The 26634-nt window shown below is 36.0% G+C and carries 23 protein-coding genes, 1 tRNA gene and 1 pseudogene; 5 read left to right on the plus strand and 20 right to left on the minus strand.

Going from position 1 to position 26634, the window contains the following annotated elements:
- Nucleotides 1–86: 86 nt before the first annotated feature.
- The 8 genes and pseudogenes from ACG72T_RS01045 to ACG72T_RS01080 all read right to left on the minus strand — a co-directional run bounded on the left by ACG72T_RS01045 (nt 87) and on the right by ACG72T_RS01080 (nt 10210).
- Nucleotides 87–2042 carry a BglG family transcription antiterminator gene (locus ACG72T_RS01045; protein ID WP_395264086.1) on the minus strand — a complete coding sequence of 652 codons (1956 nt, stop codon included), beginning with the start codon at nt 2040–2042 and terminating at the stop codon, nt 87–89.
- Between the two features lie 80 nt (nt 2043–2122).
- A pseudogene (locus ACG72T_RS01050) lies at nt 2123–4792 on the minus strand (glycoside hydrolase family 38 C-terminal domain-containing protein).
- Nucleotides 4793–4821: 29 nt separating this feature from the next.
- On the minus strand, nt 4822–5922 hold the full coding sequence (locus ACG72T_RS01055; RefSeq protein WP_395264087.1) for a PTS fructose transporter subunit IIC: 1101 nt from the start codon (nt 5920–5922) through the stop codon (nt 4822–4824).
- A 3-nt stretch (nt 5923–5925) separates the two neighbouring features.
- On the minus strand, nt 5926–6240 hold the full coding sequence (locus tag ACG72T_RS01060; protein WP_395264170.1) for a PTS fructose transporter subunit IIB: 315 nt from the start codon (nt 6238–6240) through the stop codon (nt 5926–5928).
- On the minus strand, nt 6240–6695 hold the full coding sequence (locus tag ACG72T_RS01065) for a PTS sugar transporter subunit IIA (RefSeq protein ID WP_395264088.1): 456 nt from the start codon (nt 6693–6695) through the stop codon (nt 6240–6242). Before ACG72T_RS01065 ends, ACG72T_RS01060 begins: the two co-directional genes overlap by 1 nt.
- A 180-nt stretch (nt 6696–6875) precedes the next feature.
- Nucleotides 6876–7805 carry a haloacid dehalogenase-like hydrolase gene (locus ACG72T_RS01070; protein WP_395264089.1) on the minus strand — a complete coding sequence of 310 codons (930 nt, stop codon included), beginning with the start codon at nt 7803–7805 and terminating at the stop codon, nt 6876–6878.
- A 27-nt stretch (nt 7806–7832) separates the two neighbouring features.
- Entirely contained in the window at nt 7833–9236 is a 1404-nt protein-coding gene (locus tag ACG72T_RS01075) for a PTS sugar transporter subunit IIC (RefSeq protein WP_395264090.1), read from the minus strand.
- A 329-nt stretch (nt 9237–9565) separates the two neighbouring features.
- Nucleotides 9566–10210, minus strand: coding sequence for an NAD(P)H-binding protein (locus tag ACG72T_RS01080; RefSeq protein WP_395264091.1), 645 nt, complete (start codon nt 10208–10210; stop codon nt 9566–9568).
- 268 nt (nt 10211–10478) lie between these two features.
- Here ACG72T_RS01080 and ACG72T_RS01085 point away from each other — a divergent pair, with 268 nt between their 5' ends.
- Complete coding sequence (locus ACG72T_RS01085; protein WP_395264092.1) at nt 10479–10901, plus strand: MarR family winged helix-turn-helix transcriptional regulator; 423 nt, start codon at nt 10479–10481, stop codon at nt 10899–10901.
- A gap of 12 nt (nt 10902–10913) precedes the next feature.
- Nucleotides 10914–11852 carry a nucleoside hydrolase gene (locus ACG72T_RS01090; RefSeq protein WP_395264093.1) on the plus strand — a complete coding sequence of 313 codons (939 nt, stop codon included), beginning with the start codon at nt 10914–10916 and terminating at the stop codon, nt 11850–11852.
- Nucleotides 11853–11997: 145 nt separating this feature from the next.
- Here ACG72T_RS01090 and ACG72T_RS01095 read toward each other — a convergent pair whose 3' ends face one another.
- The 8 genes from ACG72T_RS01095 to yycF all read right to left on the minus strand — a co-directional run bounded on the left by ACG72T_RS01095 (nt 11998) and on the right by yycF (nt 21407).
- Nucleotides 11998–13302, minus strand: coding sequence for an SLAP domain-containing protein (locus ACG72T_RS01095; RefSeq protein ID WP_395264094.1), 1305 nt, complete (start codon nt 13300–13302; stop codon nt 11998–12000).
- 108 nt (nt 13303–13410) lie between these two features.
- Nucleotides 13411–13890: a 23S rRNA (pseudouridine(1915)-N(3))-methyltransferase RlmH gene (gene rlmH / locus ACG72T_RS01100; protein ID WP_395264095.1), complete on the minus strand. Its 480-nt coding sequence runs from the start codon at nt 13888–13890 to the stop codon at nt 13411–13413.
- Between the two features lie 392 nt (nt 13891–14282).
- Nucleotides 14283–15656, minus strand: a complete 1374-nt coding sequence (locus ACG72T_RS01105; protein WP_395264096.1) for a S1C family serine protease — start codon at nt 15654–15656, stop codon at nt 14283–14285.
- An 89-nt stretch (nt 15657–15745) separates the two neighbouring features.
- Nucleotides 15746–16561, minus strand: coding sequence for an MBL fold metallo-hydrolase (locus ACG72T_RS01110; protein ID WP_395264171.1), 816 nt, complete (start codon nt 16559–16561; stop codon nt 15746–15748).
- Complete coding sequence (locus tag ACG72T_RS01115) at nt 16542–17354, minus strand: two-component system regulatory protein YycI (protein WP_395264097.1); 813 nt, start codon at nt 17352–17354, stop codon at nt 16542–16544. Before ACG72T_RS01115 ends, ACG72T_RS01110 begins: the two co-directional genes overlap by 20 nt.
- On the minus strand, nt 17355–18680 hold the full coding sequence (locus ACG72T_RS01120) for a YycH family regulatory protein (protein WP_395264098.1): 1326 nt from the start codon (nt 18678–18680) through the stop codon (nt 17355–17357).
- Nucleotides 18670–20568, minus strand: a complete 1899-nt coding sequence (gene walK, locus ACG72T_RS01125; protein WP_395264099.1) for a cell wall metabolism sensor histidine kinase WalK — start codon at nt 20566–20568, stop codon at nt 18670–18672. The genes ACG72T_RS01120 and walK overlap by 11 nt, the downstream gene beginning before the upstream one ends.
- 137 nt (nt 20569–20705) lie before the next feature.
- A complete protein-coding gene (gene yycF / locus ACG72T_RS01130; protein WP_395264100.1) occupies nt 20706–21407 on the minus strand; it encodes a response regulator YycF in 702 nt (233 codons plus the stop codon).
- A 178-nt stretch (nt 21408–21585) separates the two neighbouring features.
- On the opposite strand from yycF, the gene ACG72T_RS01135 reads away from it, so the two are divergent.
- Nucleotides 21586–21658, plus strand: a tRNA-Lys gene (locus ACG72T_RS01135).
- Nucleotides 21659–22018: 360 nt separating this feature from the next.
- Complete coding sequence (locus tag ACG72T_RS01140) at nt 22019–22447, plus strand: transposase (RefSeq protein ID WP_395264101.1); 429 nt, start codon at nt 22019–22021, stop codon at nt 22445–22447.
- A gap of 367 nt (nt 22448–22814) precedes the next feature.
- Here the strand turns inward: ACG72T_RS01140 and ACG72T_RS01145 are convergent, their stop codons facing one another.
- Both ACG72T_RS01145 and ACG72T_RS01150 read right to left on the minus strand, forming a co-directional pair.
- Nucleotides 22815–23036 carry a hypothetical protein gene (locus ACG72T_RS01145; RefSeq protein WP_395264102.1) on the minus strand — a complete coding sequence of 74 codons (222 nt, stop codon included), beginning with the start codon at nt 23034–23036 and terminating at the stop codon, nt 22815–22817.
- Between the two features lie 62 nt (nt 23037–23098).
- Nucleotides 23099–23674, minus strand: coding sequence for a 5-formyltetrahydrofolate cyclo-ligase (locus tag ACG72T_RS01150; RefSeq protein ID WP_395264103.1), 576 nt, complete (start codon nt 23672–23674; stop codon nt 23099–23101).
- Nucleotides 23675–23747: 73 nt separating this feature from the next.
- Here ACG72T_RS01150 and ACG72T_RS01155 point away from each other — a divergent pair, with 73 nt between their 5' ends.
- Complete coding sequence (locus ACG72T_RS01155) at nt 23748–24029, plus strand: DUF1905 domain-containing protein (protein WP_395264104.1); 282 nt, start codon at nt 23748–23750, stop codon at nt 24027–24029.
- A 46-nt stretch (nt 24030–24075) separates the two neighbouring features.
- On the opposite strand, the gene dltD is transcribed toward ACG72T_RS01155, so the two are convergent.
- Both dltD and dltB read right to left on the minus strand, forming a co-directional pair.
- Nucleotides 24076–25338 carry a D-alanyl-lipoteichoic acid biosynthesis protein DltD gene (gene dltD / locus ACG72T_RS01160; RefSeq protein ID WP_395264105.1) on the minus strand — a complete coding sequence of 421 codons (1263 nt, stop codon included), beginning with the start codon at nt 25336–25338 and terminating at the stop codon, nt 24076–24078.
- A 9-nt stretch (nt 25339–25347) separates the two neighbouring features.
- Nucleotides 25348–26559: a D-alanyl-lipoteichoic acid biosynthesis protein DltB gene (gene dltB, locus ACG72T_RS01165; protein WP_395264106.1), complete on the minus strand. Its 1212-nt coding sequence runs from the start codon at nt 26557–26559 to the stop codon at nt 25348–25350.
- Between the last annotated feature and the right edge of the window lie 75 nt (nt 26560–26634).

Genomic DNA, 26634 nt, shown 5'->3' on the forward strand with positions numbered 1-26634 from the left:
AAAATTTTCTTCGTAAGTTTTTTCTGAAATTTTTTTATTTTTTTCAATTCTTTTGCAACTTGGAGATATGTAAATCATGATTATAACTATTTATTGACACTATCCTGAATAAATGAATTAATCACTTTAATAGCCTGTTCCGAGTTAATACATTTACTCATTGCATTCTCAAAACGAACGTCATTTTGTAAATCAACCAAAAAACTAAACAAAGTTTGAACTTTGGGATATTCTTGCTCATTGATTGCCAACAAAAAAATAAGATTGATTTCATTGCCATTTTTATCCCACTTAATTGGCTGTTTCAATTGCATAAAAGCAACTTTAGACTTTTTTGATGCAAATTTAATTGGATGTGGAATGGCAATACCACCACCAATAGCCGTAGAGTACATATGCTCTCGCCGAAACATTTTTTCTCTAAAATCTGAATTTACAATATTTTGAGTTTCCAACTTGTCACAGAGAAAATTTAGAACTGATTCTCTGCTTTTCAATTTACTATTAACAAATGTTAATTTAGGATTGAAAAGATTATATAAAATCTGTTGTCCATTGGACGTTGAGGTTATGAAATCATAAAGTTCCTTACTATCATTTGCGAAGTTAGCTAAATCCACTTGAACCACTGGTATTTTGCTATTGAGAATTGGCACAGTTGAAATCAAAAAATCAACATTTTGAGGATAATTTGATTTTTTATAATCGGCATATGAATATACACCATTGATATTTAAATAATCGCTAAACCTACTTTCTAATTTAATTCTTAATAAAATGGCTGTAGCTGTCCCAGACCCACAAATAATTGCAACATTTCTCTTTTCCCAATGGTTACTATAATTTCGTTCCATTGAAGCTCCTATGTGCAAAGTAATGAATGATAACTCATCTTCCGATAAATCAAGATTTAATTGTTTTTCTAAAATACCTATCGAAGTGGCTGTCATTTCGTATGCTAATGGGAAAGTTGATTGAATTACATCGAGTAAGGGGTTCTTTCTGCCTTGGACTAATTCCTTTATCTTAACCACAGATTTGATATGCTCTGTTAAATTTTTAATCAATAAATTATCATTTAACAAATTGAATGTATAGTTATCTCTAATCTTATCCAAAAAAAGTAGTATAGATTTTCTTATCATTTCAGATTGTGCTGAACTAGATCCATTTACTATTTCTGGATTATTCAAAGCCACATGGTATTTAACATATTCTCTTTCAGATGGTGGAATAATAATTTTCAAACTCTTCTCCAACTGAAAAAACAATTGATCAAATGAGCTTTGAAAATCTTTTGTAACTATCAGATCACTATTAAAATTTGTCAATTCATGTCCTGACTTAATTCTAGAAATAGCCAAGGCCACGTGAACGACAATATTTTTTCTATTATAATCAGAAATATCTTCCATCACTGAACTAATAAAGTCATTAACAAACTTATCAATAGTCTGTAGATTTATATTATTAAATAAACGTTTTTCACTCTCAGTAAAGCCTAAGATATATTCGTGATAATTTTTGTTTTCCAATTGTTCAATAAAACAATAACGTTTGTCTTCCTCATCACCGACCAGAATTAACCCACCATCTTTATGATGTAATTCTATATTATATTGATCTAGTATTTTCTTTAATTCTGATATGTAGTTATTTAGAGTATTAATACTAATATATAATTTGTCTAATAAACTATCGATGGACAGGGGCTTGTCAGACTCTAATAAACTTGCTAAAAGATATTTGATTCTGTCATTTGATGTTTCTAAAGAAGCATGTTTATCTAAAACCTTCAAATCAGATTTTATTTGATCTATTTTTGAATTTTCATTTAGTTGAATAAAATATCCTTTCCCACGATGATTCTCAATTGATACATGATAACTTTCTATATCTGCATTAAGCCTTTTTATATCCGTTCTAATCGTTCTAGTGCTAACTTTTAACCTCTTTGACAATTCATTCCCTTGGACTTCAACTTTTGCTAAAAGAATTATTATCAAGATTTGTTTTAAACGTGGATAAGAGAGTTTGAGCAATTTTCCATTCCTCCTTATTCAGTCACTAATCTAATAAAAAACCAACCTTCAATATTTTTATTTGAAGATTGGTTATATTATTAGTACTCGAAATAGATACTTACAATTTTAGCATGTTCAATGTTGTCCAATTTAACAGTGTTATTACTTACCTTAAGATCACTAATCTTATCTTCTTTCAAATCAACTTGCTCGACTCTAGTTGGATGCTTTTTAAAGATAATTTGATCATTTTGAGTTACTCCACTAACACCATTATAAAATCTTGCAATATATCCACTACGATGGTTGGCTTTCTTTAAAGTACTTAAGACTAAGTTACCTTGAGTCTCTAGTATGCTATCTTCTTCGTTTAAAATACGATCAACTGAATCCATATTAAAAATTAAGCGACCATTTAAGAACTCTGAATATTCGTAAAATTGTTCAGGGGTATCAAAAACTTTAGCCTTATTAGCGACATTGCTCAAGTCAAAACTTCTATTTCCAATAAATAATCCAAATTCAAAAGTAAGTTTTTTATTTAACTCTGCAGCTGGAGTGGCAATAGTTCTTTCCCCCGAAGCTCTACCTGGACGATATAATAAATCAACTTTACCCATCATGCCGTACGTTCTAAACAAAGTTAATCTGATTGTTGAATAGTTGTCTCCAATAATCTCGTATTCTCTGACCCCCTTGGGAAATACAGCAACAGTATTCGTATTATTTGCTAATGCAACAAATGACTGACAAGTTTCAATAGAAATTGGTTTTTCATTCCACTCATCCTTATTTTGTTGCCACAATTGCATTGCCTGTTCACGATATACTGGACGCTTAATTACTCCAAATTGCTGATCCGCATACGAAACTTTAGAAGCAATTCCCGTTGCAAAATCGACGCACAAACGATGATCTAAAGGCTTATTATTATCAATTGAAACTTTAAATCCGATTGTAGAAGATGCTTTATTAAGTCTAATCTCTAGATCAACGGGCATTGCAACATTACAATCTTTATGAGCTCTGTCTTCTAAAGTACGAGGTACTTTAAAGTCAAAATGTATCTTGGCAATCGAAGCTAATTCAGATTTTTCAATGGTGAAACTACTTTTTTGATTTGTTGAGTAGATAACCATATCTTTTTTTGCTGGAGAATAATTAAATGAATCACCATCGTCCCCATTCTCTTCAAGAATAGCCTGATTTTTATAAACAACTCCAGATTCCTTATCTTTGATATTAAGCGATCCATCATCTTGAATTTCAATTTCAAAGTAATCATTTTCAAACTTATTATTGGAACTTTCCTTGAGAACTTTATTCTGTGCTCTTGATTCATTCAAATATAACTGTTTGTATCCCATTGCTGGAACATCTTTTACAAAAACAGAAGCAACAACTTTATACACTTTTTCAGGACGATAAATCTTTTCACCCGGATTTAGTTGAATTGTTTGTTCCAAAACATAATCAGTAACGTCTTTAACGGATTCAATTGTAAAATCAATGGAATTATCATTTTCATCAATAATTTCAAAGTCCTTGGATGGAGCGTAGAAGGAAATTTGAGTAATTTCAGTCCTATCCACTGGCAATGTATTAAACGCAGTTAAACTAATTGAATACTTCTGATTCATTTTAATTCTAGTCGCAATTTCACGTAATGTGACTTCAACTAAGTTTGTACTAATATCTCGAGCTTGCTTGTAACGCATATAAACGTCTTCATTAGTCGTATCAGATACACAAGATCCTATAGAATCATGGGCTGCATTTTCAAACATTAATTCCCAAATATCATTAACTGCCTCCCGAGGATAATCGATTCCGTAGTGCTCTCCCATAGTCAAAACTGGTTCCAAGATATTAACTAAATAATATTGAATTTGAGTATTCAATTTTTTCAAGTCTGAACGTGATGAATAAATAGATTTATGAATCCTCATATTCTTTCCATTAGTCAATTCGCCACTAATTTGTTCTAGCTTAGGATTCTCATCCTTTACAGCATCAATGTATTCCTGAATGGAACTAACCTCAAAATGAAAATCTTTATCAATCTTATTCAATTTACTAATTAATTGAGGTAGATCCTTTCTGGCTGGTGCTTGATCAAAGCCATTTGGAAGTGGTATATGATTGGTAGTAGCTCTTTTAACCAGTGATGAAAATGGTTCTTGGTGCATTAATTTATCAAGCTGAGTCTCATCAACAACACCGACAATATAGTATCCGCAAGGTATTTGATAGACATTTACTTCTGTACCATCTTCACCTTTCCAAAGATACTCATTGTGTTTAACGTCTTCATCAGACACGCCTCTCCAAAACATCGTATCTGAAATACCAAACTCTTTGTAAATTTGAGGCATACTTGATTCCTGCCCAAATGAATCAGGAACATAGCCAACATTCATATAGCCACCTAATTTACTAGCTATATCCATGCCACATTGAAGGTTTCTGACAATGCTCTCTCCAGAGATAACAAATTGATCTGTTTGAGTGTACCATGGTCCTAATATCAGCTTCTTATCCGATACTAGTTGTTTAATTGTATTTTCGTCTTGTGGTCTCCACTTTAGATAATCAGTAATAAGTGAAGATTGCCCATCCAAGATAAAACGATCATATCCAACATTATTTTCTAAGTTATTTATTACATTTCTTAAATCCTTGAGTAAATATACCTTTGAGCGTGAGGTAGTAAAATATCACTCGCGATCCCAATGGGTATGTGGAATAACGTGAACTGTTTTAACCATTTTTTCTTATAACTTCCTTCTAAATAATTCTATTCTATACTGATTTTAATATCGTCTAAGTCTTCATCTTCCTCTTTTTCTTCGGATGAAACATTGAAGTTTGCGACAAGTGGAGCAACAATACCAATAAATAATGCACCGACTAAAATACCAGCAATATAGGCTAATTTATTATCAGCTGTAATAATCCCAGGAAGTCCACCCAATGGAGGAATATGCGATTTCATACCTAAAAGTTCACCAGTTACAGCACCTAAAGCTCCTCCGATCATATTAACTGGTAATAATTTCAAAGGACTAACAAGGAAGAATGGGATAGCACCTTCAGTAATACCAAATGATCCCATAATTAAATCATTACGGCCTGCCATAAACATTTCATCTGAGAAGCGTTTACGTGGATAGATAAATGTTGCTAAAGAATAACCCAATGGAATACAACAAATTGCAATATTTGTCATCAAAGCTGGTCCATAAATACCTTCGATAAATAGAATATTACCAACCATCCAGGCAGCCTTATTAATTGGTCCACCTAAGTCAGTACCAATCATGGCACCTAGAACTAGTGCAACGATTGCACCGTTTGTGTGATTATTAATCATAGCCTTAACCCAATTTACTAGGGTGACATTTAACCATGACAATGGTCCAGATAAAATAACGCCAACAACAATTGCAACCGCACCTGTGGTAAGAAGTGGCACAATCAACAATGGAAGAGCTGATTTCCAAGCTTCACCGACTTTAATTTTTCTGCAGTAACGTGCAACATATCCGGCAACAAATCCAGCAACCAAAGCTCCTAAAAATCCGGCGTTAATAGTTGTAGCTAATTGTCCACCAATAAAACCTGCACCTAGTGCGGGTTTATCACCAATGGCATAAGCAACATATCCTGCAATAACTAAGTTAACTAATCCAATACCAATCCAACCAACTTGATTGATTTGATAAAGCATATGGAAGAAATTTGTAGCATTTTTATATTTAGAAAGATCATTGACACCAAACATCATTCCGATTAATTGGGGAATACCAACAATCATGGCACCACCAATTACTGTAGGAATCATGTATGAGATACCACTCATCAAGTAACCTTTCCAATCGGCTAATAGTTTTTTCATGATCTATGCCTCCTGTACTGTAGAAACACATTTTTTCAAAACTGCCTTAGGTGCACGGATACAAACATTAATGTCAACTCTTAATACCTTTTTACCTTTGAAGCGATCCATACCAGTAATCTTTTGATCAGACGCAATTAAAACAAAATCGGCATCATCTGCTTCTTGCTGTGTAATTGCATTAACTGGGCCCATAGAACCTTGTTGCTCCATCTTAACGTTATATCCTAATTCTTTTCCTGCTTTTTCTAAAGCTTTTGCAGCCATTGGCGTATGTGCCAAACCTGCTGGACAAGCTGAAATTCCAACAATATTCATCATACATTTACCCCAATCTTAGTAGTTATATATTCTGAAATCTTTTGTGGATCTTCGAGATCTCGGATTTCCTTTTTAAAATCATCTTCCAAGAGTGCCGTAGCTAAGTTGGACAACATTTTTAAATGTGTAGTACCAGCTCCACTCTCGGGTACAATAAGTGCAAAAATATCAGTCACAGGTCTATCATCATAAGTTTTCCATTCAATAGCATTTCTGGTTCTTACATAAATAATTCCGGGTGACTTAACAAAATTTGTTTTAGCATGTGGAATTGCAAATCCTTCTTGTAATCCGGTTGAATAGTCTGCTTCCCGATCTAGAAAAGCCTTATACAAACCATCTGATGAATCTGTATAGCCTAAATCACAAGCTTTTTTGGAAATATAATTCAAAGCTGAATCTTTGTCGGGAATGTCCACATCTAACAAAATATTTTGTTTTGGTATATCCATTGCTATACCTCCTTTCTTTTTTTGTAACCCCTTACATTTACTATTTTAGATACTTTACTATTTTTGTAACCCTAAGTAATTTCCAAGTCTTTTGGAAATTGCTACTGATAAAATAAAAAAAGAATACATTCCTTCAACAAAAAGGTATGTATTCTTTAAAATTATTAAACTTATTCTATTCTAACGATTAATCGATCGAGCCATCCGAGTAATAGCGTGACGTTCCCCACGAATAGCTTTACTCAAGGCATAGATATTTTCAAATGGTGATTGAATCCGCCAAGCTGCATCACCGACATGTTGAATATCTACTCCATCGATTTTATTTCTGACTGCAATACTTTCAATAAAACTGTGTCCTGAACCTTCTTGGCTAGTTCCAATTGTACTCATAACAAGGGCGCCCTTACTATGAGCCAATTTAACTACAGCTTTTAACTCATCATCATCGAATCCTGGCACTGTCCCCACTGCTGGTACCAAGATCACGTCAGCTCCAGCTTCCAAAAAGGCGGTCACGGAACTTTCACTGACAACTGGTTCATCAACTCCAGCACCATGCATTTTACCGGCTATTACTAAGCCAGAGAAATTATCTTTCGCTACTTGAATATTTTTAGCGATTTGGGCATTAGTTACGCCAGTTCCGGGATTTCCAGTCAATACTACAAAGTTGAATCCTAATCTTTCAGCTTCTTTTAAAGTCTTTTCACTAGCCATCCGTCCTTCTGGAATAACTAGTCGATCTTCTGCCATCTTGGCATCAGGATCAACTGGCTCAAGGTTAACTCCAATAGGTCTGCCGACTAATTTTTGTAGACGATGGATACTTTGGCCATCATGATGAGGTTTAGCAGTTCGACTAGTTTCTTCGCCAGGATAGAGTCCTAAAATAATTGGATTAAGCACATCGAGCCCGTTTAACAAAATCATGTCGGCACCAAAAGCAGCTGCTACTTCTGAAGTAGTTATCCCGTCGCTGGGTTCTTCCATGACGACATTTTCGCTCAAAACTACTCGTCCTTCACTAGCTTTAATGCTTTGCTTCAATTCCGCACCATTCATTGCTAACATATCGCTAGAATCTGCACTAATTAATCGTTTGACCATCTTGAAATCATCCTCTTTTCTAAAAATTTATACTGTAGCGTCTGACAAACTTTCACCTTTATCTGCTTTAGAATCTGTATCAATCTTTTCTTTCAAAGCATCATCGGCATCTTCTTCAATTCGTTGTTGCTTATTCAAGGTAATCATAAATGGTAAGTAAATCAACACGTCAAGTACGATATTAATTGCTTGAATCAAAGAGCCAGTCCAACTATTTGTAGCTAGAAAACCAGAGATAATTGGTGGCATGGTCCAAGGTACAACCGCACCGTTACATAACGGAACAAAACCTATTGCCATAGCAAAATAAGTCGTTATGGCATTGACCATTGGGGCAATAATAAATGGAATAATCAACGTTGTATTCAAAACAACTGGCAAACCAAACATTGTTGGTTCATTAATATTAAAAATACCAGGAGTAATTGTCAATGGTCCCATAATTTCAGATTGCTTGCTGGCTTTATGCAACATGATCAAAATACCAATACTGAATACTAAACCAATAGTGGCACCACCACCACCCATATAAACAAAGTTATCGATAAATGGTTGAGCAATGATATGACCATGGTGAGCAAGATCCAGATGACCTGCTTGAGATAATACACGGTTGGCATCAGTATTCATCAACCAAATAGGTGAAATAATCGGATTAATAACATTTCCACCGTGAATACCTACGAACCAGAATAAACTGTTTAACATGATGGCAACTAAAGTACCACCTAATGTATCACCTAATAATCCTAGTGGCTTCGAAAGGATATGTAAAAGAATTTCATGAATATTTCCTAATCCAGTCCATGTTAAAAAGGCATAAATTGCACCAAAGATAGTAATGATCAAAGCTCCAGGAATTAAAGCGCTGAAACTTTTCGACACTGCAGGTGGAACTGTATCAGGTAATTTAATTTGAATATCATGGTTAATGAACCATTGGAAAATATAACCCGTCAATAGTCCTAACAAAATAGCAACGAATAGACCTTGACTACCTAAGAAACCGTATGGCATTCCCTCTAATGGAACCTTGTCTCCACTCATGATACTTGGTGTAACGACAAAGAATGAAGCAACGGCAATGATTCCGGCCGATTTACCATCAGTTTTATATTGTTCTGCATAACTAGCTGCAATACCAAATGCACTGACCAGACCAATTAAACCAAATGAACCATTAACGATTTTAACGAATACTTGTGAAATAGTAACTCCCTTAATAGAAGTTGCTGCTAACCAACTTGTCCAAGCTGGAATTGGAAAACTATTGGCAATCATAAAAAACGAACCAATAATGATCAATGGCATAGCAATCGCAATACCATCACGAATTGCAATCAATGGTTTCATTTGTCCCATCTTAACTGCAATCGGCATTAAGTGTTTTTCGACGGAGGCTGTGAATCCTCCACTCTTTTTATCATCCATAATACTTAACTCCCTCAGTTTATTGTAACCGGTTACAAGTTAAAAAGTATCATGTTGGTATAGTCCATTCAAGAGAATCCTGTTTTTTTAGAAAAAAATATATTATTTTCCCATTGTTTTTTATATTCAATTTATCCATTAAAAATTTCAATTTATTGATAAAATAGAATCATTAAAAAAAGCCTTTATAACGATAAAAAGCCTTTGTAACTACATTCCGTACTCTATTTAACACTTTTTGTCATAACGCCTGTAACAGACGTAATAAAAAAAACACGAAGACTGTTTTTACAAAAAAAGACCCTCAAGGGTCCTTTAATCACGCTGTTTTAATACCAAGCAGGTTTATCACCATCGGTATTAGGTTTGTTGACACCGATTGATTCACGTTTGAACTTGTCAGGATCTTGTGAAATATCAACTACGATTTGAGCAATCGATCTTCTTGAAACTTCAGTTCCCTTGAAGTCTTCACCCTTTTGAGTGACCTCGTAATCGACCTCTGGCTTATCAGTTAACCAAGCAGGACGGATAATTGTATAATCAAGGTCAGAATCTTCAATAACCTTTGCCGCTGCTGCGTAATTAGTAATATAGCTGCCAAGAGTCTTATTATTCCATTCGCCAAATTTACCAGGAACTTCGTCATAAATACCCAATGTTGAGATCCAGACCAAGCGAGTCTTCTTTTCGGCATGCATGGCTTCTACCACGGCCTTAGCTTCATCCTCAATATTGCCACCAGCAAGGTTAGCATAGACCAAATCGACATCTTTCATTGCTTCAATCAAGGTATCAGTATCAGTCGCATCCCCTTCAACCGCTTCAACCAAGGTATGAGAATCTGCAAAATCCTTCAAACGGCCAGCATTACGAAGATATAAACGTAATTGTGTATCAGTCGTATCTACAAAAATATGTTCAGCTAGACGAGCAATTTTCCCGTTAGCTCCTAAAACTAAAACTTTAGTCATTTATTTTTCCCCCTGCATTAAGTTTCTACGTCAAATATAAGTGAGTTTTTGATTTTTTACAAAGAATGTTTCTCGCTAATCTCATGACAGCCAAAAATTAACAAACAACCAATTATTATAAATGTTATGATTTTTGATAAAAAATAAAATTTAAGATGTCAACTGACAGAATGTCCAAAATTGTGAATATTATTACAATCGAACACAGCTAGAACAAAGCCAAGATGGTATAATTATTGAGTAATACAATGTACTAAGGGGGACATCTATGGCACGCGATGTGGCTCATTTAATCAAAGTTGCGTCGAACGAAATTTCTCGTCAAATCAATACTTTCGCTGCTAAATATGGCCTGACTGGAACCCAACTGCAGATCATTCATTACTTATCTCAGTCTCCTGTCGAAAATATTTATCAAAAAGATATTGAACAAGAATTTAATATCCGACGTCCAACTGCAACTAAAATTTTGCAGACAATGGAAAAGGCCGATTTGATCAACCGCTACCATGCCAAGGCTGATTCCCGTTTGAAACGAATCGTTTTATCTTCTAAAGCTAAAGAATTGGTGACGCCGATCGATCAATTTATGAACGAAAATAATCAAAAGATTCTTTCTACTTTAGGAGCTTTAGAACGACACAGTTTTGTGCGGGCATTAAGTAAGATCCCCCAAAAATTGAAAAAGTGAGGTAAGGATTTAATGACTAAAGTAATAATGGATTGCGATCCTGGTATCGATGACGCAATTGCTTTAACAGTTTTACTTGCACATCCCGAAAAGGCTGATTTACTTGGTGTTACTACTGTTGGTGGTAATGTCCAACTTGAATATGTTACTAAAAATGCTCAAAAGCTATTAACATTTCTCGGTTCAAATGCTGAACTAGCATCTGGTCAAGCATCCCCACTAGTAAAAGAAATTGAAACTGCTGGCGAAATTCACGGTAAAACCGGTATGGACGGTTATGACTTCCCTGAGAACAGTCTTGACTACCCATTGGCAAGTCATAACGCCGTTACATTCATGTACGACCGTATTTCTAAGAGTGACGAAAAAGTTAATATCGTAGCAACAGCTCCAATTACTAATGTTGCACTTCTATTGAAGACTTTCCCTGATATTAAGGAAAAGATCGAACACATCTATATTATGGGTGGTTCAACCCTTCAAGGTAACATCACTCTAGCTTCTGAATTCAACGCTTACGTTGATCCTGAAGCTATGGATATCGTCTTTAACTCCGGATTGCCAATTACTTTATCCGGTTTAAACCTAACTGAAAATAAAGCTTACCTAACAATGGATGAAATTAGTAAAATCAAGGATCTTGGACGTGTTGGCGTTATGGCCAGCTCAATTCTAGATTTCTATGCTTCTGCTGAAGTGGCAAAAGGTATGACAAAGATCCCTGTTCACGATGCCTGTGCGGTAATTAGTTTGATTGCTCCTGAACTATTCACAAAGAGCACTAACTACTCAATGGACGTTTGTCTCACTAACGACCAATACCGTGGTATGACTTACCCAGATCGTCGAACAGATGCTCCACAAAAGAACAACATCAAAGTTCTTGAAGATGTTAACCGTGAAGCCTTTGTAAAATTCATCTTCGATTCGATTCAAAGTTTCGACAAATAAATTTAAAAAGGTGTGTTCTAATTGTCAGTCAAAATTTCTGACGACTTAGACACACCTTTTATTATTTTTAGATCTAAGACAAAATAAAATACTTCATAATTGTTAGGCGAGAAACTTAACAATTATGAAGTATTTTTTATTGGATTTATTTATTAATGTTGGTTGCAAAGTCAGGTTCGTAATAGGAATTGTTTTTCAAATTCAAACCACTATTCAATCTGACACTTGAGATCCAGACCCATTGGTTGGTTCCAATCTCGCCCCAATATGAACCATATTTATTAACAACTAGTTTATCGATCTTCCATGCTGAATTAGCTGGTAATGATAAATCATAAGCGTTGGTTTCAGTATTGTAAGTTTTTTGAGCAACGGTAGTAGTTCCAATTAATCCATTACCAGGAAGTGGAATGCCACTATTAGTGTTGGTATTAGTATTATTACTTGCAGTGTCATCAACTGTTATATAAGCGTCTGAGACGAATTCATCTGTGGCAACTTGATAGAAAACTTGTTTATCATAATGTAATTCTTCAGTACCAAGTGTCCATTTGCTGCCAGCTGGCAATTGTGTACCAATCTGATCGCCGTGACCATTAACAATATTTGCGGCTGTATTCATCGTACCAACTTTTCCAGCAACAGTTGAGCCAGTCGTAATGTAACTGCCATTACCGGAAACATCAGTCGTAGCAGTAATAGTAATATCGTTTAGAGAGATCCATTCGTTATTACCAACTTGATATAACGTTAAACCGTTCTTTTTCATTACTTGGCCGATTTTCCATTGGCTACCTTGACGAAGAACATAGCCTGTAGCAGCACCATTATCGTTATAAACATTGGCAGTTTGATTGATCGTAGCAATTTTACCGGAGTTACTATCAGTTGATACTGAAGTACTTGTATCAGTAGTATTCTCACCATCTAGGGTGACGTCAAGCGTACTGATATATTCGTTTGTCCCAACTTGATAGTAGACCTGTTTGTTGGCGTGCAAAACATTTCCTATTACCCAACGACTGCCAGCAGGTAATGTTCTACCTGTGGTATTGCCATAAGCATCAACAATATCCAAAGTTTGCTTAGCTGTAACAGTTTTTCCGGCATCAGAATTGTCAGTCACGTAGTGATCATTTGTGTGAGTAGTATCTTCGGGATTAGCTGACCCGATAACATTACTTACTGATGAAGCAGGAATATATTCATTTCCACCAATTTGATAGTGGGCTACTCCATTTAAAGTGATTTGTTGGCCTAATTGCCATTTACTTCCACTTGGTAAGGTAACGCCAGTAACTTTCCCATTGGCATTATAGACAGGTGTAGCATTAGTTACCGTTCCGACAGCACTTGCACTAACCGTTTGACTAGGTAGAGCACTTAAAGCGGCTGGTGCCAACATGATGGCAACAGCTGAGGCAACAAGAATATTATTTTTTTTAGTCATTATTTACATCTCCACATAAATTTGATCACACTAATTAACATACTCAGTTTAATTGATATGGAATTCAAATAATAGCTAACGGTCAAAAATTTATCAAAGTTTTACATTTCATTTGTGATACGTGCGATGATTGATAATCATGAAAGAGCGATAAATTTGTTCAGTTAGAACTAAGCGCATCAATTGATGTGGCAACGTAAACTTACCGAAACAAATACTATAATCAGCTCGTTTGGTAACTTCCGGGCTGACTCCCAGTGACCCTCCGATGACAAAAGTGATATCGGAAGTGCCATATGTGGATAAGTCGTCAATTTTTTTGGCTAATTCTTCTGATGTAAGTTCTTTTCCACGTAAATCTAGTAAAATCACATATTCCTTATCCTTGATTTTACTTAATATTCGTTCCCCTTCAATTTGTTTCACCCTTTGGTCTTGAGCTTCACTTAAGCTCTCCGGTGCCTTTTCGTCGGGACACTCGACGATTTGAAACTTGCAAAAAGCGCCTAACCGCTTGGCATATTCGGCAATCCCCGCCTTAAAATATTTTTCTTTCAATTTACCTACAGTAACAACTTTAATATTCATAATCTAAAATTCTCCTCGATTTATATCATACGAAAGTCTTTTAAGAATGCCAAATTTAATTTAAAACCGAATTATCATGACAAATGCTTTTTACACAATAAAATAAAAGTTTGTCCGTTTTTGTGAAACATCAATTATCCTTGGTATAACTACATTTTATAGCAGTGCCCGTATGACGATAATTTTCTATCCACAGCTGTGGGTAAAACTGTGGATAACTTTTCTACAAGAGTTTTTCCTGATTTTTGCTACTTATGCACAAGTTATTAACAATTGTGGATAACTCCTGTTGATTAGTTTTCTGAAAAGTCGAAATAAATATTCCAATATAAGAAAAATGTTCAAAAAAAAGCGTGAAACCAAGATTTATTGGTTTCACGCTAATTATTTACTTAATCGGTTGTTTTCTTAGTTAAGTGTACTTTCGCAGTCTTTAGCTTGCCGTTTCTGTAATACTCGATCGAAACAGTATCACCAACTGAATGTGAGTACAAGGCTGTGTGTAAGTCTGCAACTGAAGTTACCGTCTTGTTTCCTAACTTAACGATTACATCGTACTTCTTCATTCCGGCTGCCTTAGCAACTGATCCTGAAGTTGTGCTGTAAACTACTACACCCTTAGTAACACTACTTGGTAGTTTCAAGCTCGATTGAGAATCATCAGTAATTTGATCAAGGTCTAAGACTTTAATACCAAGCGATGGACGCTCAACTTTACCATTGGCAACTAGTTGATTGATGATCTTGACTACTTCGTTACTTGGAATAGCAAAGCCCATGCCTTCAACAGATGAACCGTCAGTGCTTGAAGCTAATTTCATTGAATTAATACCTACGATTTGACCAGCAGCATTAACTAAAGGTCCACCAGAGTTACCAGGATTAATTGCCGCATCAGTTTGCAGAACTGTTGCTTCACCAGTAGCTTGCCCTGTTGTCTGGTCTTGGGTAGTTACGGTTCTATTCGTAGCAGAGATAATACCTTGGGTAACTGTCGTAGCGTATTCGCTACCTAGAGGCGAACCGATAGCAATTACAGGGTCACCAGGTGAAACGTTGTCTGAGTTACCAAATGAGGCTGTGGCTGGTACTTTGCTGCCAGGAATTTCAAGCACAGCCAAGTCAGTGGTTGAATCAGTTCCGATTAATTTTGCCGAAACTTTCGTACCATCTTCCAAGATGATTTCAAGTGAATCAGAGCCCGCAACCACGTGATTATTAGTTACGATATAACCTTTACCATTTTGTTTGGCATAAATCACTCCAGACCCTTCACTGTACTCTTGCAAATTGCTGTTAGAAGAACTGGAGTTGGAATTAGAAGAACTGCTGCTATCTCCATTTTCATCAGCTTGTCCTTGAGTTTCTGAACCGGAATCGCTTGATGAACCACTGTCACCAAACAAATCACCAAAGATCGATGAGAGACTTTCGTCACTAGAACTCTGTTCCTTTTGTTTTTGTAAATTAATTACCGAAACAACAGCTCCATTAACCTTCTTGTAGGCTCCTGACATTGTACTAGTGGTATTTACCTTCGTGTTGCTAACTTGAGCACTACCTGCAGTATTGCCCACACTAGCTGTATCAGAAGCATTATTGCCGAAATATGTAAAACCAACAAAAGCGATTACCACACCTAAAGCGGCGGAAATAAAGGCTACGATACCAGTCTTAAGCAAAGAATTATTACCCGAATTTCTATTCGAACCACGTTTCTTTTCTTCAACTCTTGACTCGTTTTTGTCGTTATTATCATTATTCATACATTTTCACTTCCCCACATTTTACTAATTATAATAATACAGTTGATTTATGAAAAAATTATGAACGACTTATGATTAAATTGTTTCTTTTATAACGCAATCAGAGGGTCTGCCACAGCTGGATCTGTATCGTGGACTTTAAAGTCTTGGCCGACGCCAAAATCATGATCCTCTAAAACCTGAGTAACCTCGTCACGTGCTGCAGCCTTGGTATTATTTTCCTGACTCAGATGACCTAAAAAGATCTGTTTAGTATGATTGCCAATCACATCCATCAGCGTATGGGCACCGTCTTCATTAGATAGGTGGCCTTTTTCACTGAGAATACGCTGTTTCAAAGGCCAAGGATAAAAGCCTTCCCGCAACATCTCGACATCATGATTGCATTCCATCAAATAACCATCAGCATTCTCAATCGTCTTTTGGACCCGCTCAGAAACATAGCCTGTATCAGTCAAAATCACGAATTCTTTGCCATTATGATAAAACTTATAAAACTGTGGATCAACAGCATCGTGTGAGACCGCAAAACTCTCTACATCTAAATCATCCAACGACATAACTTTATTGTGGTTAAAGACATTTATCTGGTCCTCTGAGATTTTACCAATCTTAGGCAGCATCGCTTCCCAAGTCTTTTGATTAGCATAAATACTGAGGCCATAACGCCGTGCCAATACCCCGACACCTTTAATATGATCAGTATGTTCATGGGTAACAAATAATGAATCAACGGTCGTAATATCTTTACCGATACTCTCCATCGCCCGTTTGATCTTGATCCCTGAAAGGCCTGCATCTACTAATACACGATGCTTAGGGGTTTCAATGTAAGTCGCATTGCCAGAACTGCTGCTGGCTAAAACACTAATTTTTAAACTATCATCATTGGGCACTATAATTATCTCCGTTTGTTGAACTCTTTATAATATTGCCGGTAAAGGCATTAACTTTCTTAGTTGTAGAAACCTTGCTATCTCTATTCCTGATCGTAACGAACCAAACTGGAATATAGATCGTACTATCTTTAGCTTCAAGCAACTTCGTATAGGCTAAGTTTGCATATGCAATCTTCGAATTATTAGGTATCTCGGAATTAGCATAAAGATTCGTCACGACATCCTTTTCACTCTTGATCGTCTGTCTTTCGTGAAGAATGATCATTGACTTAACATACGTCTGACTATAACCTACCACTTCTCCACCTGAAACGTTAAAAATAAGCTGGTCTGTTTTGTCATAGACATCCCCCAATGATCCAGTTCCTACATAGATTATTGAAGAGGACGTTGAGAGTTGCGGCGAATATTTATACTCTTTGCCAAACAAAACATTGCTCTCTTTTTTTATAAACTTATCCAAAATTTTCTTACGATTATTTTTTGTAACTGTAAAAGGCTCATTTAAACTACTTGAAATTTCATGATTGACATCCGAATATTCGACTTTTTGATTACGTAATTTCTGAACATTTTCTGCCAAAGATTCATCCGGCTGGGAACCTAAATAATAAGCATAACCATGCTTGGTATCCAGATTGCTAAAACTGATATTACGCTTACGCATTTCGGTGACGGTCGAGGTATTAGTACTGGAACTGTTGACTAATTGCTGACTGGTGAGAAATGACAAGAATAAAAAGATATCGAGCGAGAAAAATACTATTAAAAAAATTACTTCGATTCTTCTAAAATCCATCTAATCTTCCTCCGCACTTTCATTTGTCCACTCGTTATATGACTTCCAGTGACCACCGATCTTAATGTAATAAGTAGGTTTGAGATCAACAACTTTTTCATTGTCTGTCTCCGACTCCCATTCATAACCTACTTCGATATCTTGGACATCATTTGGTGAATAACCAGCCCGTTGTAAACCTTTAAAAATTGAATTAGTTGACTTCAATTTCGTGGCAGCTTGATTTGAAGGTACTGGAACTTCTAAGACTTTATTCAAGAAATGTTCCGTACTGCCTTTTCGACTGAATTTAACCTGTATGGAGCCAAACTGACTCTTTTTAAAGATTGGGAACCCTTCGACATACTCTCTGAAAACTAAGCTCTTATCGTCCCAATTAGCGTCATAGAGACGTAAATTAGAAATTGAATTTTGAAGATTAACAACCTTTTGATAACCCCGTTGTAAAAAGCCTAATTGAGTCTTGGGAACTGCTGTATCAGTGTAATCATCAAATATCAATTCATCAGTATTATGATCCGATACTAAACGTTTGGATTCACCATAGTTATAAGTATAAACTCCATTATTTTCAGATGTTACTAAACCATTGGTGTTGGAGTCAAATAAAGTAGTCGTATATTCACCATCTTCTTTACCACTGATGACATAAGAATAAGACTTCAATTTGATTGGATCGACGTACGAGACAAAAACTCCATGTTTCATGATGTCTAGTTTGATTTTCAAATGAATATTCGCTTTTTTGACCAAATTAGCGATTGGAATTGCCGAGGCATTTCTTACTTTAGCTTTGTAAACCGCATAGTTACTATCATTAGCTAAATAAATATTGGTATCTTTTTTATCTTTTAAGTTAAACAAGATGCGATTGAAATTGTGATTGAGATAATTAGTTTTACTATCTTTCAAACTATTATTATTCAACAAGTAACCAAAGCTATTGACTGTAATGGACGTTGGATAAGCTAGCTGCAACATGTTCTTGCCTTGAATAATCTTTTGGTAGTATGCCCCATCTTTTTTAGAAACTAGCTTGGGGGTGCCGATCTTCCAGTCACCCATGATTTTTTGAATACTTAAGGAAATATTTTCGTTACTGTTGTATATCAAGTTTTGATCAGTTTCATCATGCCAAATTACAGAAGTGGGACTGATAACTTGATTCATAGGAATTTCATTTTTACTTGATTCTGCAGTGGTCACATCAATGTTTCGTCCTCTTTGATAACGGGCTGTATTAGTCCAAATAAAGAAGGATAAGACAATACTCGTTATTACTGCGATAACTAATAATAATTCGACAATCAGACGATTAATCTTCATCCCATTCTCCTCCTGTTTCGTTAGGATCGAATGGCAAGGAAATGTAGAATGTTGATCCCTTACCTTCGGCACTATTGACCCAAATTCTACCTTTGTGCTGTTCCACGATTTCCTTAGAAATAGATAGTCCTAAACCGGTACCACCTTGTTTTCTGGAACGAGCTTTATCAACTCGATAGAAACGGTCAAAGACTTTCTTGATATCTTTACGAGGAATACCTAAACCTTCATCAGAAATACTAATAATGATATGTTTATTAGTTTCCAAAAGACGACAAGTAATCACCCCACCATCGGGAGAATACTTGATCGCATTGTTCATAATATTATCGATCACTTGGGTCATTTTATCAGTATCAATTTCGACCCAAAGGTCCTTGCTGGTGAAAATCCGCTTGATACGATAGTTTTTAACCACTTTCGTATCATCTTCTTTAGCATCAGCTTTTTCCTTTTTAAGCATCATATCAAAACGATCCAAAATATAAGAGAAGAACTCATTGAAATTAACTAATTCTTTATCTAACTTTGAACGGCCTTGATCCATTCGAGATAAGCTCAAAAGGTCTTGAATCATTCGAATCATCCGATCCGTTTCTTCCGCTGTAACGCCTAAAAATTGTGGCGCTAACTTTTGATCTTTCCAAGCACCGTTATTCAATGCATCGATATAGCTACTGATACTGGTCAACGGTGTTCTCAATTCATGCGAAACATTGGAAACGAATTGACGACGTTCGCTATCAATCTTTTGCTGTTCAGTCACATCGTGCAGAACACAAACCATACCACTGATAAAGCCACTGTTTCTTTGAATCAGCGAGAAATCAGCGTTTAAAATCAACGAGTTATCAGAAGTTTCATCATAGTCCTCAGCGGTATCATCATTGGTTTCAATTACCATTGGATCAGGACTTTCCAATAAATCATCAAAGCTGATTCGATCAGCGATTCCTAAAACGTCCACTAACGGTTGCCCAATTGCTTCATCTTCATCCTTTTCCAAGAATTCTTGAGCCATTTCATTGATAACGGTAATATTGCCCAAACGGTTCGTCGCAATAACACCATCAGACATTTGTGTCAAAACGCTATCTAGTCTTCGCCGCTCAGATTCGGAATTTTCCGTCGCCTCTTCAACTTTGACTGACAGGTCATTGACCGCCATAGCTAGCTGTCCTAATTCATCCGGTGAATAAACCCTAACTTGTCCGGAATAGTCACCTTCAGCCATTCGAACCGCCTGCTGTTTCATTTCATCGATTGGTCGGGTGATCGCTCTAGAAATGAAAATCGCAATGATTGCTCCCAAGAGTCCAGCAACTAAGGAAGCCGTCAAAAAGATCAAAATAATATTATTGATCCCGGTATAAACTGATTCCATACTTGCCCGAACATATATAACCCCAACAACCGTACTGTTATCAGGCGAAGTAACCGGTACGATCGATTCGTAAGAACTACCACTATTTTTTTCATAATAGATCTGAGTGATCTTCTTATCATTACGGATACTTTGCTTGATATTATCCTTCAGAGTCTGCGTACCTACAATATTGTTCCCCTCAGAATCTTTGGCTCCAACAATGATGCCACTGCGGTCAACGACTTGGACATCGGTAATGTCGGTGCTGACTCGTGAATAATCTTGAATCGCATTGCTGATATTTTCCCTAGTGTGCTGATCATTATCAGTTAAATTTTCAGAAATCTGATTCAGCGTATACGAAGGTACGACAACTGAATTTTCAAAATTGGCAACATTTTGGTCTTCCAATTGACGAACAAAATAGGCACCAATGATTTCAATAGTAACGATCAAGATCAAAATAAACGACAAACCGATTTTGAAATTGATCGAATGTATAAAGACAAATCTATTTTTCAAAATATTTCCACCTAATATAGTACAGACTTAGTTACATTATACAGCTATGAAGATAACAAAAAAACTGACTTCTTTTCAATTCTAAGGTCAGTTTTTTGAGATTTCATATTTTGTTTTTCAGCTCAAACATTCAAAAATTACTCGCCATCAGGGTCACGCAAATAATAGCCAACGCCACGCCGTGTCATTAACCATTCTGGTTGACTAGGATTATTTTCGATTTTTTCACGCAAACGTCTGACCGTCACATCGACAGTTCTAACGTCTCCAAAATAATCGTATCCCCAAACAGTTTGTAACAAATGTTCCCGCTTCATTACTTGCCCAATATGTTGAGCCAAATAATGCAATAGTTCAAACTCACGATGAGTTAATTCAATTTCCTTACCATTTTTAGTGACAGTATAAGCATCTGGGAGAATGGTTAAATCACCAATCTTAATTTCACTACTCTTGGCCTCTTCGCTGTGAGCATGGGTTTGTGTTCTCAAACGTGCTTTCACACGAGCAACCAGTTCTCGATTGGAGAATGGTTTGGTTACATAGTCATCTGCTCCAAGTTCCAAGCCAATTACTTTATCAATTTCAGTATCTTTAGCTGTCAACATAATAATTGGGGTATCTTTAGTTTTTCTGATAGTTCGAGCCACTTCAAGACCGTCAATAACTGGAAGCATTAAATCAAGTAGAATTAGATCAGGATCATCTTCTTCTACCTTATCTAAAGCTTCTTGTCCATCAAAAGCAGTTATGACTTCGTAGCCTTCATTTTCCAAGTTATATTTAACAATGTCGGAAATCGGTTTTTCATCATCTACTACTAGAATTTTTTTAGCCATATAATTTATCTCCTTGACGTGAATATTATACAAGTTATTAGTTATTAAAACAAAAAGACCATAAAAGCACCTTAATTTTTTTGAAATTTTTTAAAAAAAAGACTTGTCACAAATTTGGAGCTTATGGTATGATATATCTCGTTGGTTGAGAGAGATACGCAATCAACGCAAGACACATGGGTGGTTAGCTCAGCTGGCAGAGCAACGGACTCTTAATCCGTGGGTCCGGGGTTCGATCCCCCGACCACCCATTTTACAACACTTAACCAGTTATGTTTAATGCTTAAAAGCATTGATGTAACTGGTTTTTTATTACTTTTAATTAATTTTAAGTACCAGATTAAATTATCGTTTTGGTAGTCAATTTTGTAGTCAATTTAAAAATGAATATTACTGGCAGGCGAGTAAGCTACTACATTTATTGTGGTGGCTTTTTTCTTTTTTTGTAAGTGATTATACTAACATCATTAGATCACTTGTTACAGTATTTTGAATTAAAGCGTATCTGATTGAACAATTCTTTCTGTTTGGATGCCAAATTTTTTTGAGACAACAAGCGCCAATTTTGGTGCTTTAGACTGCACCCACTTGTAGGGATAATTCTGTCACTTTTGACAGAAAAAATACAATTGATCGATGAAATGGCAGAACTTTCCAAAAATCTGCCTGAAATAGAAGTACTCACAAGCATTCCAGGTATTGGCCTTAAGACAGCGGTCTGTCTGACTGCTGAATGGAGAGACATCAGAAGATTCTATAGTTCTAATGCAATCAACGCTTATGTTGGCATTGATTTGATCTATTGTGAATCAGGTAATTATACTGCTGGAGACCATATCCGAAAGCGCGGTAATTCTTATGCACGAAAGATACTTTATAAAGCTGTATTGAATATAATCTCCGCCTCAACACACACTCCCACTAACATTAGTTTGTCCTATAACGAAAAAACAATCTTCCGGTTCCAAAGGAACCAAGAAGATTGCCATTTCAGCTATGCATCACCTTATACGGACGATGTATCATCTAGTGTTAAATAATGAGATGTATGATACAAAAATGTTCCTCGCCGAACATTAATCATCTCTCATTTATGATTTTACCACCTCATAAAAAAATATGATGTATGAGGTGGTATTTAGCTTACTTTAATTTTGAAAATTCATTGACTAGGATCCTCTGACTCTTGCCTATAATCAGAATATTCAAAAAGAGAACCCAATAATATCAGGTTCCCTCTTGACTAATGGTAGAAAATAACCGTCCTAACTTTTGGCTGAGTTAACGGTTATTTGAACTATTATTAAAACTTAAGTAGCCACCGTCTTAAACGGGCTATCTAAGGGATGTTCGAGCATCCCTCTTTTTTGTTTGCCTAAAACCATACCAAAATGATATACCTTTGAGCTATAGCTCAATTATAACAACGTTAATACTTTCTTGCTCTGTATCACTATACATATTTGAATACTTTAATAGTGTTGCCAGCGCCTTTTGTTTATCATACATCTCAACGATAGCATCCCCTTTATCAATCCTAATAGATTTTATATTAGAGGCATCAATTTCATCATTGCTACGCAATCTAATGACATTCTCATAATAATAGAACTGCTTACCAGTATCCACATCAATTACAGGATTTAAATAAACGAGCTATCTAAGGATATTCCAGTAGTTTTCTCACCTATTTAACCCTCATTATCATCAATGACGATCAATCGTTGTATCTTAATATCGTAGTCTTGAATCTCCCAGTCCGCTGCCTCAAAATTCATTGCCGAAGGTACCAAGGCAACAGTTTTGCCAGTATATTCTGCTAAGAAACGGTCGTAGTATCCGCCACCGAAACCGACTCGATAATTTGAATTTTTTGCAAAAGCTAAACCAGGAACAATGACTAAATCAGGTGTTTGGTTGACCAATTCTTCGTTATAAACTGGTTCTAAAATACCAAAGCTACTTCTGACTAAATCTTCGCTACTAGTGAAAGGAAGAAAAGCCATCTGACGGTGAGGCATTGTCTTTGGTAAATAAACTTTTTTACCCTCGGCTTGAGCAGCTTTAATAATTGGCGTTGTGGGAACCTCAAATGGAGCACTAACAGTTGTCGCAATTGATTGAGCCAACTTCCATTCAGAAGTCTCTTGCAGTTGTTGCAATAATTGCACCCCTTCGGCTCTAGTTTTCAGCTGATCAGCTTGCAATTGTTTAATTTGTTGTTGGCGCAAAGTTTTCTTTTTGATGGGCTCTTCCTCCAAATTCATATTGTACTAAAGACAGTATAAGCGTAAGCTATCCATAATTAAAACTAATTAGTTCAAAAATAAGGAGCTCAAGATGAAAACTTACGAATTTAAGGCCACGATCCAAGCTTCAAAAGTTGGTAAAGGCGGCGCTTACGTCGAATTTCCTTATGATATCCGTAAGGAATTTGGCAAAGGCCGCGTAAAGGTTCATGCCACTTTTGATGGAATAGCTTATGATGGCTCAATCGTCAATATGGGTGTTAAACACGAAGACGGTAGTATTTGTTATATTTTGGGAATTTTAAAGGCCATTCGTCAACAATTGAATAAGGGTGTTGGTGATACGGTCGCTGTAACGGTTGTAGAACGGTAAAAATAGCGTCATCAAGAATCTAATGATTTTTGATGACGCTATTTTACTACTTACTGAATTGATTATCGTTAGCCCATTGCTTAGTTAGGAAATAACTATTCATTTTATATTGGGTCTGTTTTGGATCAGCTTTTTTGTCCTTGTAATAATTTTTCAAATGACGGTCCATCATCAACCAGCCACGCCAGCCCATGTGAATCGTATCTTCAGCGATGTAATTAGTGTTTTTCACGTTGGAAAGGTCAACGATTTGATTGAAGCCTTGTGAACGCAATTGATACTTGATCTTCTTATCAAAGTTAGTAATTGAACTCATAGGTAAGCCGGTATATTTGACCCAATAAGGATTGATCGGTTGAATGACAAACATAACTTCGGTCTTATTTTGAGCAAACATATATAAGAGTGCTTGAAAATCATTATACTCTGGCGAACGGGTATAAGTGACGTGGGCATGAGCATTTCGATATTTCATCATTTGTTTGCGCAATTGGTGATTATAAAATTTATTATTTATTTGATAATCGTTATCAGATGAATCTTTTTTTGCCATTTTGATTGCCAACTGATTCAATTTTTTATAATTATAAGTTGCAGGCAATTTGGAGTTGGCTTTTTGGATCTTCTTTTCATGGTCATTCATTGAAAGCGACCCAAAGAGGTTGTCTTGACTCTGTAAATTAGCTCGGGAAATATGCTTAATATAAAACCGTTGATAGCTAGTAATATTTTTTCCCGCTGCAATTCTTTCCAAAGCTTCATCTTCAGTCGTTCCTTCACTAACGCCCAAATCAATCGCTCGTTGCGCAATATATTTATTCATCGCTTTATCGCCATGATTAGACTTCAAAATAAAGCCCGACAATTGTAAAGGTGACAAAAAATATTGAAAGGCAGTAGCAGGAACGCCTGACTTGCTAAACCACTGTGGTGAAATGACATAAACAGCTTTATTTCCTTTCAAACTAGTCATCCCTCCCACACTGAATGCATGTGTCAACGAGGCTGTACCAGGATCTCCTAAAAGAAACGGCTGGTTTTTCCAGTGATATTTACGAGCAATTGACGAAGGATGAAACGGGTCCATTCGTGATAATTCAGAGGAACCCATAATTGGGATATAGTGCCCTTTTACCGCCGCATTCTTCACATCCTCACCTTTAAGAACCCGAACATCAAGTGAGGTCGCAGCTTGTCTCACCTTTTGAGGAGTAACAGTTTTAAATTTGATCGGTGCCCACAATAAAATCATCAAGGCTACCAGAGCCACAATAACGGGGCCAAAAATCATCCATAATTTCTTCTTCATAACTTAATCCTAACTAAACCATAATTTATCTAAAATTCCTGAAAAAATCAGAAAACTGAAACACACGATATTGAAGGTCAAAAAGATAGCAAATGCTTGGGTGAATTTATTGCTGGGGATACTTTGACGATGATGTTTTTTGAAACGCAACCAAGCGTCATTGGTGATCATTGCACAAGCATGAAAGATACCGTAAACAATGTAATACCAAGTCTCTCCATGCCAAAATCCCATAATCAAAAATAGCGTAATATAACCTAAATTGGCGATGGTAACTTTATTCTTGATCCACTTATGCTTGATAACTGTGAACATCAAACGCATATAAATATAATCTCTGAACCAAAATGACAAGGTAATATGCCACCGATTCCAAAAGTCTTTAATATTTTTCGATTTAAAGGGAGCTTTGAAGTTCATCGGCGTTTTAACACCCATGAAGTTACTAATAGCCACCGCAAATAGTGAATAGCCAGCAAAGTCAAAGAATAAATACATACTCCAGGCATACATATACGCTACTAATGCCCAAGATAAACCCAGTGGCGTTTGTCCTCTATATGACAAAACCAATACTTGCAATTTCGGTACCATTAACGAGCCAAAGAAATAGCCAATAATGAATTTATAAAGCAAGCCTTGCATCAATTTATTAGTTCCACTTTGCAATAACTTCAAATATTCTTCGCGACTGGGGACATTTAAAACATCTTTTTGAAAACGACGAAAACGGTCGATTGGTCCTGATGAAATCGTGGGGAAAAAGAGCAAGAATCTGACAAATTCAAATGGCTTAATATCTTTGATGACACCATCACGAATCTCCATAATGATTTCCACAGACTTGAAAGTTAAGTAACTGATTCCCAAAAAAGCAAATAAGGAAATGGTTTTATTCTGAATCAAAGGATCCAGTTTAACGAAAACTAATGGTACGATGGCCAGTACGACGCTCAACGTAAAGACCCAAAAATTATTGTGTTTCTTTCGATAAGCTAAGTAGCTAAACGTCAATATTATTTCAAATAGCACGTAAGCTATCAGCGAAAGGCCTTGTGACATATTGCCGCCAAAAAAAGTTACGATCAGGATTACGATAGTCGCAAACGCATCATAGATTTTAAAACGTCTGCCGAACCACAAGCCCAGCATGATCGGTAACAATAGCAATAGTAAATAAATGAAATAATGAGGACTATTGTACGGTGTAATATTTTGCATCGATTTCACCTCTAAGATTAATTAACATTTCCATTATTAAGGAAGCAAAAATAAAAGTAAATCAATCTTCGACAC

This window comes from Companilactobacillus sp. FL22-1, assembly GCF_043951805.1.
In the GTDB taxonomy this organism is placed as follows: Bacteria; Bacillota; Bacilli; order Lactobacillales; family Lactobacillaceae; genus Companilactobacillus.